This window comes from Novosphingobium sp. BAM6, assembly GCF_057784955.1.
This window is the reverse complement of the sequence record NZ_JBYNTR010000001.1, coordinates 1,616,164-1,630,038: the sequence shown is the minus strand read 5'-3', so window position 1 is coordinate 1,630,038 and position 13,875 is coordinate 1,616,164. Positions and strand designations below refer to the sequence as shown.

Genomic DNA, 13,875 nt, shown 5'->3' with positions numbered 1-13,875 from the left:
GCGATGGGACCGGTCCGGCCACAATCGTCGAACAAGCGATTGCGGCGGCGTCCTGACAGGCATATCCTCCTCGCGTAACTCGCGAAAAGAGGAGTGAGGACTGTCATGGCTAGCTCTGCCGACAACAAGCGTCACCACTACGATCTCAAGAACGTGGGGCTGCGTGCGCAGGCGACCGCATCCGGGCTGGTGCAGCTGTGCAAGGAGTTGCAGCGTGTCGGTGTGCTCGACGATGCCGCCGTTTCGCGCATCAAGGGCGCCATCGCCGACGAGATCGCGTTGACCGCGCCGCGCTCGATGCTGCAGGCCGATTTCCGCCGCGATGTCTGCGCCCGCCTTGACGGTATCTTCCGGGGCGAGGAAAAGCTGGGCGCGGGTGACGGGCTGGCCTTTGTTCACGAGGAATAAGGCCCGTTGATCGTCGCAGGGTCGGGCCGGGTCTGACCAGCTGACCTTCGAAATGCAGGCTGTTGTGCAGAGGGTATGCCTTTGCATGACGGCCTTTTTTGTTGCTGTTACTGTATTCATGGAAATATAGCATACGGAAGAAGGCAGGGACGAGAGGATGCCATGCGCAACGAGACGAGCGGTGAGGGAACAGGAACGCGGCGCACCGGGCTGGATACCGAGCCGCTGACGTTTCTCTCGCGGGAGCGTGCGTTCCTTGATGCCGCGCGGCAGTTCGCTGCGGGGGCAAGGCGGCCGCGCCGCTCCGCGCTGGAGAAGGCGGCGCGGCAGGCACCGTTCTCGCACGAAACCGCCTGCACCGGGATTCAGGTGCTGGAAGCGCTGGTTGGCGTTCAGGTCGGTGGAAAGGTGGGGGCGAAGATCGGGGCGGGGGCAGCTGATTCAACCGGTCCCATGGCTGCCGATCTCGAACTGGTGTCACACCGCGCCGGGCTCTCTGCCGAAGAGGTGCAGGATGGCCTTGCCTGCCTGCGGCGCACGCGGATCGTCGCGCGCGATTCGCATGCGATCGAGTGGCAGCGCTTTGGTGCGGCGCACTTCGATGCTGCGCTTTCGCGGCGGGTGCTGGCGGTCTGGGAGGCGCTGCCCGAGGATCTCGACTTTTTCGACGATACGCACGGGTGGGTGCGCGGTTCGATGGTGCTGCTGCGGATCGCCAGCTTCGGGCGCTGTGCGGGCGGGGATGCTGATGGACGCGCGGATCGCGGTGCCGGGCTGACGCTGGACAATCTCGCGCTGCTCTCGCGCCATGGCGTGGAGGCGGCGCGGCTGGCGCTGGCGCGGCTGCGCGATCATGGGCTGGTGCGTCGCCGCTCGCTGGAAATCCGGCTGGAAGGACTGGCGCGGCTGGAGGCCGGCGTGCGCGTATAAGGCGCGGAGCGGTTCTCAAAACAAGAGGGTAGAGGGGGAGGAGGAAGTCACTCCCGCCTGTCTGGTCGCTTCCTTCTGGGAAGCGCCGATGACAGGCGGGAAGATGGCGGAGACGGAGGGATTCGAACCCTCGGTGCCCCCTTAAGAGCACGACGGTTTAGCAAACCGCTGGTTTCAGCCACTCACCCACGTCTCCGCACTAGTGGCTAGGAGGCGGCCTATAACGAGGGGTTTGCGGGGCGGCAAGGGGCGTTGTTGCGAGAATTGTGCTTTTTGTTGGGGATGGCCCGGTGCGCAGGGTGGTGTGCGGATTCGTTCCGCCGCAAAACCGACTCGGACTGCCGACCGTTCATTGCCCGGTCAGCCGCGTTGCTTTGTGATGGAATGTGGACTTTCCTGCGCCGCCGCTCCCGGATTTCCTGTCCGGGGCCTGCGGGGGCAAGCAGCAGGGCGGACCTGCGGTGGTCCGGGACATAAGGGTGGATTTCAATGCGTTTCAATCAGCACACTCCGGTAGCCGCGCAACGCAACGCAAGCTTGCGCCGCTGGGCGAAGATCGGCGGCGGCGCGCTTCTCGCGCTCGCCTGCGTCGCAGCACCGGTGAGCGGCGCGATGGCGCAGGTCCGCACCGTCGATCCCGATCAGGCGATCGATGCCGATATCGGCCATCCGGCAACCGCGTCTTCCGGCCAGTCCACTACCTCTTCGAGCGAGCTGCCCGCGTCGAACGGCACGCAGATGCCTTCGCCGCAGGCCAGCGGTTCGACCTATCCCTCGCAGCCGCTGGATCAGAGCACCGACAACGGCTGGAACCCGAACAGCCCGGCCCAGCCGCCAGTGCAGTCGCCGAATCAAGTGCCGAGCCAGAATCCTGCCTATCCCCAGCAGGGAGGCCCGGTCGCGCCGACGCCCGGCCAGCCCGGTTCGGACCAGACCTATCATGAGGATGACCTGATCGGCGCCGCCGAAGGCGTCTTCGGCAAGGGCGCCTCGGGCCTCGCCGATCTGATCAAGGATCTGCTCAAGAAACAAGGCGAACCCGATGCCTATATCGTTGGGCGCGAGGCGGGTGCCGCGCTGGCGGTGGGTCTGCGCTATGGCTCGGGCACGCTGCACCACAAGATCGAGGGTACGCAGCCGGTCTACTGGACCGGCCCGTCGATCGGATTCGACGCGGGCGCCAATGCCAGCTCGGCCTTCGTGCTGGTCTACAACCTCTACGATACGGACGACCTCTATCACCGGTTCGCGGCGGGCGAGGGGCAGGCCTATCTGATCGGCGGCTTCACCGTCAGCTATCTGCGGCGCGGCAATGTGGTGCTGATCCCGGTGCGTGCCGGTGCGGGCCTGCGTCTTGGCGCGAACATGGGTTACATGAAATTCTCGCACAAGCAGAACTGGTTGCCGTTCTGATCTGAGCGCTCTAGCTGGCTCTTTCGAGGGCTTTCGAACGGCACCGTCTCCGCCCTTTCGGGGTGTCGGAGGCGGTGCCGTCGTGCATTTGCCCCAGCCGGGAAAGCCTGCGCGCATTGCGCAACAATATTTCCTGAAATCGCCGGTTGCATGGCGGGTTTTGCGGGAGTAAGCCCCCGCCGCCATGCTTACGAACCTTCAGCAACAGCCCGCCGACGCGCTTCTTGCGCTGATCAAGCTCCACAATGACGACCCGCGCGCCGACAAGATCGATCTCGGCGTGGGCGTCTACCGTACGGGACAGGGCGATACGCCCGTGTTCGGCGCGATCAAGGCGGCGGAGGCGAAACTCGTCGCCGAGCAGGATTCGAAAGCCTACCTCGGCCCCGAGGGCGACATGGGCTTCGTGCGCGCGCTGATGCCGTACGTGTTCGGCGCCGAGAACCCCGACATGGACGGCCGCATCGAGGGCATGCAGACCCCCGGCGGCACCGGCTCGCTGCGCCTTGCCCTGGCGATGGCGCACAAGGCGGGCGTCAAACGCCTGATCGTCGGCACCCCCAGCTGGCCCAACCACGCGCAGATCTGCAAGGACATCGGCCTTGAGGTTGTGGAGTTCAACCACGCCACCGCAGAGGGCGTCACCGATATCGACGCGCTGCGCAAGGCGCTGGCAGAGGCTCAGCCCACCGACGCGATCCTGCTGCACGGCTGCTGCCACAACCCGACCGGCATCGACTACACCGACGCGCAATGGGACGAGATCGCCGCGCTGCTCGCCGAGACGAAGATCCTGCCGATCCTCGATCTGGCCTATCAGGGCCTCGGCAAGGGCATGGAGGCGGACGCCTACGGCCTGCGCACCGTGCTCGCCGCCGTGCCCGAGGCGCTGGTGTGCTATTCGTGCGACAAGAACTTCGGCCTCTATCGCGACCGCGTCGGCGCGCTCTATGCGATGGTCGCCGATGTCGCCACGCTGGGCGCCGTCATGTCGAACGGCCATTCGCTGGCCCGCGCCAACTGGTCGCAGCCGCCAGACCATGGCGCTGCCGCCGTGCGCCTGATCCTTGAGGACGAGGCGCTGACCGCGCAGTGGCTAGACGAGCTGGACCAGATGCGCGACCGCATGCGTCAGGTGCGCGACAGGCTGGCCGCTGCCGGTACGGCGGGCAAGGCCGACCTCACCCCGATGGGCGGGCAGAACGGCCTGTTCTCGATGGTTCCGGTCAGCAAGGAGCAGGTGCTCGAACTGCGTACCAAGCACGGCATCTACATGGCCGCATCGGGCCGCATCAACGTGGCCGGTCTGACCATGGCCAATATCGACCAGTTCATCGCTGCCGTGGCCGACGTCACCGGCGCGGCTGTCGACGCCTGAGGATCGGTTGATGGATCGCCAGCCGGTTCTCGAAGGGGACCGGCTGGTCCTCCGTCCGCTGACGCAGGATGATTACGCGGCGCTGTTCGCCGTCGCGTCGGACCGTCAGATCTGGGCGGTCCACCCCTCACACGACCGCTGGCAGGAGCCGGTGTTCCGCGATTTCTTCGCCGATGCCATGGCGGGCGGCGGGGCGCTTGCCATCGTCGACAAGGCCAGCGGCGCGGTGATCGGCTCCAGCCGCTTTGGTGCGCCCGAGCATACAGGTTCCGGCGAGATCGAGATCGGCTGGTCGTTCCTCTCCCGCGCGTTCTGGGGCACCGGCTACAATGCCGAGTTCAAGCGCCTGATGCTTGCCCACGCGCTGGCGCATTACCCGACTTGCGTGTTTCTGGTCGGCGCCGACAATGTCGTTTCGCGCAAGGCCATGGCGAAGATCGGCGGCGAGGTTCTGTCGGGCCGTGATTTCACGGTCGAGCGCTGCGGCGTTCCCAGCCCGCATGTGATCTATGCCATCACCCGCGAAAGCTTTGCCGCAGGGCCGCTGGCCTGAGCGTTGCCCCGTCGATAGGCCTGCGTCGATGGGCCAGACGGGTTAAATCCTTTCAAGCGGTTGCGCGTGATCGCCACGCATGACAGCTTTCCGTCGAACAAGGACGGGAGCCTGAAATGCGCCGATCGGGATTGTTTCTGCTGGGATTGTCGCTGTCGGGGCTGATGGTGAGCCAGACGGCGACCGGCCAACCTGTCGTGGCGATACCTGCCTCTTCGGCGCCAGCTTCGCCGGATCTCGCGCAGCGGCTGGTCGGGACGTGGCGTCTCGATGCCGATGGCGTCACCTTGTGGGAGGTCACTCTGTCGCAAGACGCGGGCAGATGGACGGCGAGCGTTGTCCAGCCCAGGCACTTTGCAATCCTGCGTGACGCTATGGTCGATGTTACCGGGCCAGCAAAAACATCGACAGTTGCCCCGACCGTCGTAGACGGCAATGCGATCACCTTCAGCCTTGGCGACGGCGAGGACGCTTACACCATACGCCTGCGGCCTGTCATGGACGATTGGGCCGAAATGGCCATCGAGCAGATGAACTACGGCCCTTACGCGCTGATCCGGGCGAAAGGGCCGGTCCCGATCGGGCCATGGGACGCGAAGCAAGTCTATCATCCCGGCACTGTCTGGCCGAACAACTCTGAAATGACCGCGATCTTCGATGCCGATCAGGCGGCGCGCCAGCCCAAGATGGGGCAGATCGACTGGAAGGTGGTCGGCCCGCAGGATACCGCGCGCCGTCAGCGCACGCAGGAACTACTCGATCAGGGCAAGCTGCAAAGCGCCGACGATTACTACCACGCCGCATTCGTGTTTCAGCACGGGGACGAGGCGGACGATTACCTCAAGGCCCATGCGCTGGCGATGATTGCCTCGGCGCGTGGTAACAGTGCGGCGGTGTGGATATCGGCCGCGACGCTGGACCGCTATCTGAAGAAGATCGGCCAGCCGCAGGTTTTCGGCACCCAGTACAGTAGCCTGGACCACGGCGACTTCACGCAGGAGCCGTACAACCGCACGCTGTTTTCCGACGCCATGCGACAGGCCGCGCACGTTCCCGATCAGGCGCAGCAGGCCGAGCGGTTGAAGCAGCTGGATGTGGAAATGGCAGCCGCGAAAGCTGGGGCTGCCACGCCGCCTGCCGGGAAGTAGGCGTTCAGCTCCGCAGCGACTGCATGCGCTGGAGATAGCGGGCGAGCACGTCGATCTCGATGTTCACGCCATCGCCTACCTTCAGCGCGCCCAGCGTGGTAACGTCGGCGGTGTGGGGGATGATGTTCAGCCCGAACAGGCAGGTGCCGTCGGCCTCGTCCGTCACCGAATTGACCGTCAGCGAGACGCCTTCCAGCGTCACCGAGCCCTTGGCGGCGATATAGGGTGCAAGGTCGGAAGGCGCGGCGATCACCACGCGGTGCGAATCGCCCTCGGGCGTGACCGAGGACACGGCGCCCACGCCATCGACATGGCCGGTCACGATGTGGCCGCCCAGTTCGTCGCCCAGCTTCAGCGCCTGCTCCAGATTGAGCGCGCCGCCTTCCACCCAGCGCCCCGGCACCGTGCGCGCGACGGTTTCGGCGGAGATCTGCACCGCGAACCAGGCATCGCCCTTCTGGCCTCCTTTCTCCACCACCGTGAGGCATACGCCCGAACAGGCGATCGAGGCGCCGATGGCGATCGCGGCGGGGTCGTAGGGACAGGCGATCACCGCGCGCAGGTCTCCGGCCTGATGGGCCTCGCGGATGGTGCCTGTGGCGGTGACGATTCCGGTGAACATGGGGCAGCTTATCCTTGGCTTTCGCGCGTTTCGTAGATTTCGAGCGTATCGGCGCCGAACTCGCGGCGGTCGGTGCGGTGCCAGCGGCCATGGGCCATGGGCAGCGCGGCAAGGCCGTAGTCGGCAAGGCCGGGGCGACCGCCGATCAGGATCGGCGCGCGGTAGATCAGCAGGCGGTCGACGAGGGCATCGCGCAGGAACGCGGCGGCGGTGCGCGCGCCGCCCTCGACGAAGAGGTCCTGCACATGGGGCATGGCGGTGGCGATGTCGGCAGGCTTGCGCAAGGGGTGCCAGCCTTCGGGCACCGCGCCCCAGGTCAGCACCCAGCGCTCGGGCGAGCGGTCCTCCAGCCCCGGCAGGCGCACGTCGAGGCGGGGGTTGTCCGCGCGCACGGTGGCGCCGCCGACGAGGATCGCATCGCTGCGCGCCCGCATGGCATGGGTATGGGCGCGCGCTTCGGCCCCGGTGATCCACTGGCTTTCCCCGCCCGCCGTGGCGCTGCAGCCATCGAGCGAGAGCGCAAGCTTGAGGGTGACGCGCGGACGCCCCAACCGGGTGCGCACGAGATAGCCCGCAAGGCTGGCCTCGCATGCCAGGGAGGGGACATGCTCCACCGCGATCCCGGCGGCGCGGATGCGGGCAAGGCCTGCGCCCGCCGTGCGAGGGTCCGGGTCCATGAAGCCGATCACCACGCGAGCAAGGGGACTGGCGCTGACGAGATCGGCGCAGGCAGGCCCGCGCGGCGAGACATGCGCGCAGGGTTCTAGCGTGACATAGAGCGTGGCGCCGCGCGCGGCTTCCCCCGCAGCCTCCAGCGCGATGGCTTCGGCATGGGGGCGCCCGCCGACTTGCGTCCAGCCACGGGCGATGACCTTGCCCTGCTTCACCACCAGCGCGGCGACGCCGGGGTTGGGGCGGCTCAGCGGTCGGGCACGCGCGGCAAGGGCGGCGGTGGCGGCAAGCCAGCGCGCATCCTCGACAGGGGCGGCGTTCACGGGTTGGTCTTGGAGGCGGAGGCTCCGTTCTCTTCGGCCTTCGCGTCCTTCGCCAGCTTCTCGTCCTCGGCAAATTCCTGAGTGTCGGCCTGCGCATCGGGCTGTCTGGCGGCGTACTTCGCGCGCTCGGCCTGACGGGCCTCGAAGGCCTTCTGGTCGGCCTTGGCCTTGCCGGCATTATCGGCATCGGCCTGAGCGACAATCTTGTCGACGTCCATGCCCGAATAGCGCCCGACGGTCTTATAGAGGTCGCGCACTTCGGCGTCGTTCTTCGCCTGCGCGGCCTCGACGAATTCCTTGCGCTTCTGGTTCTCGACGTTCGAGGCCTCGATCTCGGCATCCGTGCGGCCGGGTTTGAACGTGGAGATCCAGGTGATCTTGGGCGAGGGGTAGGGCGCCTCGCCCTGTTGCCCGGCCATCAGGTAGAACACCCCGAAGGTGGTCGCGGCGGACAGCGCGGCGATCCGCCAGCGGTGCTGCCCCGCCTCCTTCCACACCATGCGGAATTCGGCGACCATGCCGGACGGGTTCACGACGTCTTTCCAGATACCGGAGCGCTTGAAGGGTGTCATCTGCGCCTATGTAGGGCAGGCAGGCGCGAAACGCCAGCGGCGGGTAGGACCAATGGGCCTATCCGATGGCCCTAGCCGAAGGGGCCGTAGAGCGAGCGGCCGTGTTCGCTCAGCCAGCGGTTGGCGTGATGGACATTGCCCTCGAACAGGTCGGCAAGGCATTTGTGGAAGGCGGGCGAGTGGTCGAAATGGACCAGATGCGCTACTTCATGCGCCACCACCGAGCGGCGCACGAGGTCGGGCGCCATGATCAACCGCCAGTTGATGCGGATCGTCCCGCCCGACGAGCACGAGCCCCAGCGCCGCTGCGCGCCCGAGAGCGAGAGCGCGGGCACCGGCTGCCCGGCCAGCGCGCAGTAGTGGGCAAGGTCCGGTTCCACCAGCGCGCGCGCTTCGGCCTGGAGCCAGCGCTTCAACCGGCTTTCGAGCTGCTCGGACGGCCCGCCGACATGCAGGATGCCATCTGCGATCTGCACCCGGCGCGTGGCGGCAGGATCGTGGCGCAGCACCAGCGCCTCGCCCCGGACATGCAGGGTGGCGCCGTCCACCAGCATGGTCGGCAGCGGGATCTTGGCCAGCTGCCCTGCCAGCCAGTCTCGCCGGGAGCGGGCGAAGGCATGAGCCTCACGCGCGGGCACCCAGCGCGGCACCGAGATGCGCACGGCGCTGCCATCGGGGGCAAGGCGCATGGTCATGCGGCGGGCCTGCGCCAGCTGGCGCACCTCGATGGCGAGCACGCGCCCGTCGATCTCGATGGTGTCCTTCTGCCGTTCCTGCGGCGAACGCGGATCGCGCCGCAGCCAGTCGAGCACCGGGATCAGCCCTGCCTGTCGGGAACGAAGCCGGTCACGAACGGGGCGCCGTTCCCATCTTCATCGTCGTCATCGTCCTCGACGATTTCCCAGTCCTCGCCGTGCGGCCAGACGATATGCTGTTCGAGCGGCCCGGCATCGACCTCGGAAATCACCTTGCCCGCGATCGAGATGCCCGCACGATGCACCGCCTCGCGATCGCCGCAGATCAGGTAGTGCCATTCGGGCAGCGGCTCGCCATCGGCGCGCAGGCGATAGGCGCAGCTTTCGGGCAGCCAGGCAAGGTTGCCCGCGTTCTTCGGCGTCAGGCTCATGCAGTCGGGCACGAAGCGGCGGCGATGGGCATAGTCCGAACACTGCGCGGTCTTGAGGTTCAGCAGCTTGCAGGCGACGTTGGTGTGATAGATCTCGCCGGTATCGGCATCCTCCACCTTGTGCAGGCAGCACTGGCCGCAGCCGTCGCACAGCGCTTCCCACTCGGCGGTGGAAAGGGTGGAGAGCGGACGCTCCCAGAAACGGTCGGTCGAAGGGTGGTTCGCGGTCATCCCAGGCGCCTTACTGCATCTCGCCTACTTCACCCACTGCGAAAGCGTCTGGGCGACTGCCTCGGGGCTCTGGTCGATCGGCAGTAGCGCGATCGGCTTGCCGTCGGGACCCATCAGATAGGCGGCGCGGGTGTGGTCCATCAGATAGCCGCCGCCCGGCGTCGATTCCCCGCGCTTGTAATAGGCGGCAAAGGCGTCGGCGGCCTGCTTTACCTCCGCAGGTGTGCCGGTGAGGCCGAGCAGCTTCGGGCTGAACGCGGCGGTCCATTCGCCCACCACCTGCGGGGTGTCGCGCGCAGGGTCGATGGTGATGAAGATCGGCTGGACCTTGGCGGCGAGCGCCGGGTGTGCCCTGGCGAACGTGTTGAAGCCCTTCATCAGCGCCTGCATGTCCAGCGGGCAGGCATCGGGGCAGAAGGTGTAGCCGAAGTAGACGGTGGTGTAGCGGCCCCGGAAATCGGACCACTTCACGGTCTTGCCGGTCTTGTCCATCAGCGTGAACGGCCCACCCACATCGGCGCCTGCCAGCGGCGGTGCCTCGGTGGAAGGCGTCTGGTTGCAGGCGGCGAGCGGCAGCGCGCCTGCCAGCAGAAGCGCGGCGGGTGCAAGCACCGATGCACGCATAGACAGGGGGAAACGGTGGCGGGATAGGCGCTTGATCATGGCGCCGTCGATAATGCTCTGCTAGACGCCGCGATGCAAGGCAGGTGCGATGCTGCCGGTGCCGGTTTCGCGCGGAAGGAGACTTCGTCGAAGCTGCGGGCCGGGACGAACAGAGAAGGTAAGGCAAGCGTGTCGACAATCGGGAAGCGGAAGTTCGCCGTGATGGCTGGGGTTTTCGCCAAAGTGCTGCCAAGCGCGCTGGCGCTCGCACCTCTGGCGGCAGGCGCCGCGCTGATGGCGGCCAGCCCCGCGCAGGCCTATACCGATCCATACAAGTTCCTCGATTCGGTGAAGAAGAAGGACGGTGACGCGGTCGAAAAGGCGCTGATGGACACCAACAACCGGATCGTGAACACCAAGGACACGTCAAGCGGCGACACTGCGCTGCATATCGTCGTCGCCCGCCGCGATCTGACCTGGCTGAGCTATCTGGTCGGCAAGGGCGCGGACGTGAACGTTCAGAATGACAGCAACATCACCCCGCTGCAGGTCGCGGTCGATCAAGGCTGGGCCGATGGCGTCTCGTTCCTGATCGCGCAGCGTGCCAATATCGACCCGGTGAACGATGCGGGCGAGACCCCGCTGATGAGTGCGACGCACCGCAAGAACCTGCAGATCATGCGCCTGCTGCTCGAAGCAGGGGCCAACCCTGCGCGCACCGACAATTCGGGGCGCTCCTCGCTCGACTATGCCAAGCTCGATGGCGATCGCGGCGTGCTCGACGTGCTGGGCAGCTATGCCAAGAATGCGAAGGCAACGTCGAACAAGGGCATGTACGGCCCTTCCATTCCCTGATCCGAGGACGATCCGATGACTGACACCGCCCTTTCCGAAGCCCTCACGCTCGACGATCTGCGCGTGGCGCTGGCGCCTGCGGTCGCCTCGGCGGCGAGCTTCGATGGCTGGACGGCCAAGGCGGTAGAGGCGGCGGCGGTGGAGCAGGGCGTCGATCCCGCGCTCGCCGCCTTCGCCTTCCGCGACGGGGCCATGACCATGATCGAGGCATGGATCGGCTCGACCGATCTTGCCATGGCCGCCGCGTGCCCGCGCAGCGATATGGCGCTGCTGCCGATCCGCGAGCGTATCCGCACGCTGGTCTGGACCCGACTGGAAGCCGCGCGCGGCAAGGAAGAGGCACTCTCGCGCGCGCTGGCGATCCTGTCGATGCCGCAGAACCTGCGCCGTGCCGCGAAGCTGGGCTGGCGCAGCGCCGATGCGATGTGGCGCCTCGCAGGCGATACGGCGGTGGATTACAACCACTACACCAAGCGCGCGACGCTGGCCGCGCTCTACGGCTCGACGCTGCAGGTCTTCGCGGGCGATGAAAGCGCCGACAAGGCCGAGGCCCGCGCCTTCCTCGACCGCCGCATCGCTGGGGTGATGCGCTTCGAGAAGGTGAAGAGCCAGCTCCTGCGCCCCAAGGAAGAGCGCTTCAGCATGACGCGCCTGCTGGGAAGGCTGCGCTACCCTGCTCGCTGATTGCGTTTAAAAGACCGCTAAAAGAAAAGCGCCGGTGGAGTGATCCACCGGCGCTTTCGGTACGAGCCGGACTGTGTGGGTTAGGCCGTCAGGTCCGGCCGGCGACCCCCGGGGCCTGGTAGATGTGCTTTAGCTCGGTGAAATCGGCCAAGGCATCGTAGCCGTGGAGGCGACCGATACCGCTTTGGCGATATCCGCCGGTCTCTACTTCGGGAAGCAGGGGGTTATGGGCATTGATCCAGACCGTGCCGTTGCGCAGGGCGCGGGCAAGGCGTAGCGCCGCGCTGCCATCATGGGTCCAGACGCTGGCCGACAGACCGTACGTTGTATCGTTGGCGCGCTGGACGGCCTCGGCCTCGGTCTCGAAGCTCTCGATGGTCAGGAACGGGCCGAAGATTTCTTCCTGCATGAAGAACGCCTTGGTGTCCTGATGATGGACCAGCGTGGGCGTGAGGAACGCGCCGTTGCCTTCGGGTACGGTGCCTGCGAGCACGACTTCGTCTGCCAGTGCGCAGGCCTCGTCGATGCGGGCCTTCACCTTGTCGCGCGAGGGCACGTCGATCAGGGGGCCCATCGCGATCCCGGTATCCAGCCCGTTGCCGATGGGAATGGCGGCGAGGGCTTCGGCCAGCACGCGCTTCATCTCCTCGAAGCGCGAGGCGTCGACGAGCACGCGGCGCGCAGCCGTGCACTGCTGGCCCGAAATGATCGTCGCGGCTGCCGCGATCTGTGGGGCGATGGCGGCAAGGTCTGCATCAGCGAGCACAATCGCGCAGGACTTGCCCCCCAGTTCCAGCGAGAGCTTCTTCATCGAATCCGCCGAGGCGCGCATGATGTCCTTGCCGACGTCGGTCGAGCCGGTGAAGCACATCACATCGACATCGTGGGAGGAGGCGAGCAGCTTCGATCCTGCCGCGCCGGTCTCGGCGAAGATGTTGACGACGCCCGCCGGGATTTGCGGGTGGCGGACCAGCGGGGCGAGGAAGGCCGCGTTGAACAGGACCGTTTGCGGTGCCGGCTTGACCACGGTGGTGCAGCCCGCCGCCAGCGCGGGGCCAAGTCCGCGCGCCAGCAACACTGCTGGCGCGTTCCACGGCACGATCACGGCGGCGACGCCCGCCGGCTCGCGCAGCACGGTGGAGAGCACGCCGGGGGCGGGCTCCAGCACATGCCCTGGAATGTAGCGGGTGATCCCGGCGTAATATTCCACTTCGGAGATCGCGCCGAGCACTTCGCCTTTCGAGGCGGCCAGCGACTTGCCGTTCTCGCGCGTGAGCAGTTCGGCGAGCGTATCGACCTGCGTGTGCAGCGCGGCGGCCCAGTCGAGCATCACGCGCTGGCGCAGACGCGGGGCCATGGGCCAGTCGCTCGTCTCGAAGGCGTGGCGGGCAGCGGCGATGGCGGCGCGTGCCTCGGGCTCGCCGCCATCGGCAAAGTGGCCGACGACTTCGCCTGTCGCCGGGTCGATGCTCTGCGCGGAGGGGGTCTCAACGGGCTTGCCGCCGATCCAGTGGGAGGCGATAGCCTGCATAGCGGGCGTTTCCATGTCCTGTCTCCTCAATGCGTGACCGAGCCGCCGTCGACGACGACGGTCTGGCCGGTCATGAAGTCGCTGTCGGCGCTGGCGAGGAAGGCGAGGGCGCCGGTCAGGTCCTCGGGCACCGCCTCGCGCTTGATGCAGCGGCTGGCGACGTTGGCTTCCACGATCCGGCCTGCCCAGTCGGCATTATGCTGGACGTTGGTGCTCATGGTGAGGCCCGGCGCAAGGCAGTTGCAGGTGATCCCGGCATCGCCGAGTTCACGCGCGACCGAGCGGGTCATGCCCACGATCGCACCCTTGGACGAGACATAGTGCAGCATCATCGGGGCGCCCTTGAACACGGTGCCCGATGCGACGTTGATGATCTTGCCGTGGCCCTGCTTTTTCATCTGCGGGGTGACGGCCTTGATGCATTCGAACGTGCCGCGCACGTTGACGGTCATCACCTTGTCCCATTCATCGGAGGAAATCTCTTCCAGCGGCTTGAGCGCCAGCGTCGCGAACAGGGCGGCGTTGTTCACCAGCACGTCGACCGCGCCGTAAGTCTCGACCGTCTTGGCGACGAAGGCCGCAAGCGCGGCGGCATCCGTGATGTCGGCGGCCATGGCCAAAGCCTCGGCACCCTCAGCGCGGATCGCGGCGGCGGTGCCCTCGGGCGAGGCAATGTCGCATAGCGCGAGACGGGCGCCATGTGCGGCGAGCGCCTTTGCATAGGCGGCGCCAATACCCTGCGCCGCGCCGGTCACGATGATGGCGCGACCTTGCAGTCGCGTCGTTCGGTTCTGGGCCAATCCGGCCATATTGTTCTCCTTCAAGG

The 13,875-nt window shown here is 66.8% G+C and carries 16 protein-coding genes and 1 tRNA gene; 8 read left to right on the top strand and 9 right to left on the bottom strand.

What is annotated here, in order from left to right; all coding sequences use genetic code 11:
• Positions 1 to 105 precede the first annotated feature (105 nt).
• Positions 106 to 408, top strand: a complete 303-nt coding sequence (locus AC3EC3_RS07595; protein WP_488488980.1) for a hypothetical protein — start codon at positions 106 to 108, stop codon at positions 406 to 408.
• A 162-nt stretch (positions 409 to 570) separates the two neighbouring features.
• A complete protein-coding gene (locus AC3EC3_RS07590) occupies positions 571 to 1,338 on the top strand; it encodes a hypothetical protein (protein ID WP_488488979.1) in 768 nt (255 codons plus the stop codon).
• Positions 1,339 to 1,442: 104 nt separating this feature from the next.
• Here AC3EC3_RS07590 and AC3EC3_RS07585 read toward each other — a convergent pair.
• Positions 1,443 to 1,534 (bottom strand) — tRNA-Ser (locus AC3EC3_RS07585).
• A gap of 416 nt (positions 1,535 to 1,950) precedes the next feature.
• On the opposite strand from AC3EC3_RS07585, the gene AC3EC3_RS07580 reads away from it, so the two are divergent.
• From AC3EC3_RS07580 to AC3EC3_RS07565, 4 genes are all read left to right on the top strand, one after another.
• Positions 1,951 to 2,751: a DUF1134 domain-containing protein gene (locus AC3EC3_RS07580; protein ID WP_488489230.1), complete on the top strand. Its 801-nt coding sequence runs from the start codon at positions 1,951 to 1,953 to the stop codon at positions 2,749 to 2,751.
• A gap of 184 nt (positions 2,752 to 2,935) precedes the next feature.
• Positions 2,936 to 4,129 (top strand): amino acid aminotransferase, encoded by a 1,194-nt coding sequence (locus AC3EC3_RS07575; protein WP_488488978.1) that lies wholly within the window; start codon positions 2,936 to 2,938, stop codon positions 4,127 to 4,129.
• A 10-nt stretch (positions 4,130 to 4,139) separates the two neighbouring features.
• The gene (locus AC3EC3_RS07570; protein ID WP_488488977.1) at positions 4,140 to 4,682 is read left to right on the top strand and encodes a GNAT family N-acetyltransferase; all 543 of its coding nucleotides are present in this window, start codon (positions 4,140 to 4,142) and stop codon (positions 4,680 to 4,682) included.
• Between the two features lie 116 nt (positions 4,683 to 4,798).
• Positions 4,799 to 5,830, top strand: a complete 1,032-nt coding sequence (locus tag AC3EC3_RS07565) for a hypothetical protein (RefSeq protein WP_488488976.1) — start codon at positions 4,799 to 4,801, stop codon at positions 5,828 to 5,830.
• Between the two features lie 4 nt (positions 5,831 to 5,834).
• Here AC3EC3_RS07565 and AC3EC3_RS07560 read toward each other — a convergent pair whose 3' ends face one another.
• The 6 genes from AC3EC3_RS07560 to AC3EC3_RS07535 all read right to left on the bottom strand — a co-directional run bounded on the left by AC3EC3_RS07560 (position 5,835) and on the right by AC3EC3_RS07535 (position 10,000).
• Entirely contained in the window at positions 5,835 to 6,452 is a 618-nt protein-coding gene (locus AC3EC3_RS07560) for a riboflavin synthase (protein WP_488488975.1), read from the bottom strand.
• An 8-nt stretch (positions 6,453 to 6,460) separates the two neighbouring features.
• Positions 6,461 to 7,447 (bottom strand): bifunctional diaminohydroxyphosphoribosylaminopyrimidine deaminase/5-amino-6-(5-phosphoribosylamino)uracil reductase RibD, encoded by a 987-nt coding sequence (gene ribD / locus AC3EC3_RS07555; RefSeq protein ID WP_488488974.1) that lies wholly within the window; start codon positions 7,445 to 7,447, stop codon positions 6,461 to 6,463.
• Positions 7,444 to 8,019 carry a hypothetical protein gene (locus tag AC3EC3_RS07550; RefSeq protein WP_488488973.1) on the bottom strand — a complete coding sequence of 192 codons (576 nt, stop codon included), beginning with the start codon at positions 8,017 to 8,019 and terminating at the stop codon, positions 7,444 to 7,446. The genes ribD and AC3EC3_RS07550 overlap by 4 nt, the downstream gene beginning before the upstream one ends.
• A gap of 71 nt (positions 8,020 to 8,090) precedes the next feature.
• The gene (locus tag AC3EC3_RS07545) at positions 8,091 to 8,831 is read right to left on the bottom strand and encodes a M48 family metallopeptidase (protein ID WP_488488972.1); all 741 of its coding nucleotides are present in this window, start codon (positions 8,829 to 8,831) and stop codon (positions 8,091 to 8,093) included.
• A gap of 5 nt (positions 8,832 to 8,836) precedes the next feature.
• Positions 8,837 to 9,376: a YcgN family cysteine cluster protein gene (locus tag AC3EC3_RS07540; protein ID WP_488488971.1), complete on the bottom strand. Its 540-nt coding sequence runs from the start codon at positions 9,374 to 9,376 to the stop codon at positions 8,837 to 8,839.
• 24 nt (positions 9,377 to 9,400) lie between these two features.
• Positions 9,401 to 10,000 carry an SCO family protein gene (locus tag AC3EC3_RS07535; protein ID WP_488488970.1) on the bottom strand — a complete coding sequence of 200 codons (600 nt, stop codon included), beginning with the start codon at positions 9,998 to 10,000 and terminating at the stop codon, positions 9,401 to 9,403.
• Between the two features lie 201 nt (positions 10,001 to 10,201).
• Here AC3EC3_RS07535 and AC3EC3_RS07530 point away from each other — a divergent pair, with 201 nt between their 5' ends.
• Together AC3EC3_RS07530 and AC3EC3_RS07525 are read left to right on the top strand one after the other, a co-directional pair.
• On the top strand, positions 10,202 to 10,834 hold the full coding sequence (locus AC3EC3_RS07530) for an ankyrin repeat domain-containing protein (protein WP_488488969.1): 633 nt from the start codon (positions 10,202 to 10,204) through the stop codon (positions 10,832 to 10,834).
• Between the two features lie 15 nt (positions 10,835 to 10,849).
• Positions 10,850 to 11,518, top strand: a complete 669-nt coding sequence (locus tag AC3EC3_RS07525) for a COQ9 family protein (protein WP_488488968.1) — start codon at positions 10,850 to 10,852, stop codon at positions 11,516 to 11,518.
• Positions 11,519 to 11,606: 88 nt separating this feature from the next.
• On the opposite strand, the gene AC3EC3_RS07520 is transcribed toward AC3EC3_RS07525, so the two are convergent.
• Both AC3EC3_RS07520 and AC3EC3_RS07515 read right to left on the bottom strand, forming a co-directional pair.
• The gene (locus AC3EC3_RS07520) at positions 11,607 to 13,064 is read right to left on the bottom strand and encodes an aldehyde dehydrogenase family protein (protein WP_488488967.1); all 1,458 of its coding nucleotides are present in this window, start codon (positions 13,062 to 13,064) and stop codon (positions 11,607 to 11,609) included.
• 11 nt (positions 13,065 to 13,075) lie between these two features.
• On the bottom strand, positions 13,076 to 13,858 hold the full coding sequence (locus AC3EC3_RS07515) for an SDR family NAD(P)-dependent oxidoreductase (protein ID WP_488488966.1): 783 nt from the start codon (positions 13,856 to 13,858) through the stop codon (positions 13,076 to 13,078).
• Between the last annotated feature and the right edge of the window lie 17 nt (positions 13,859 to 13,875).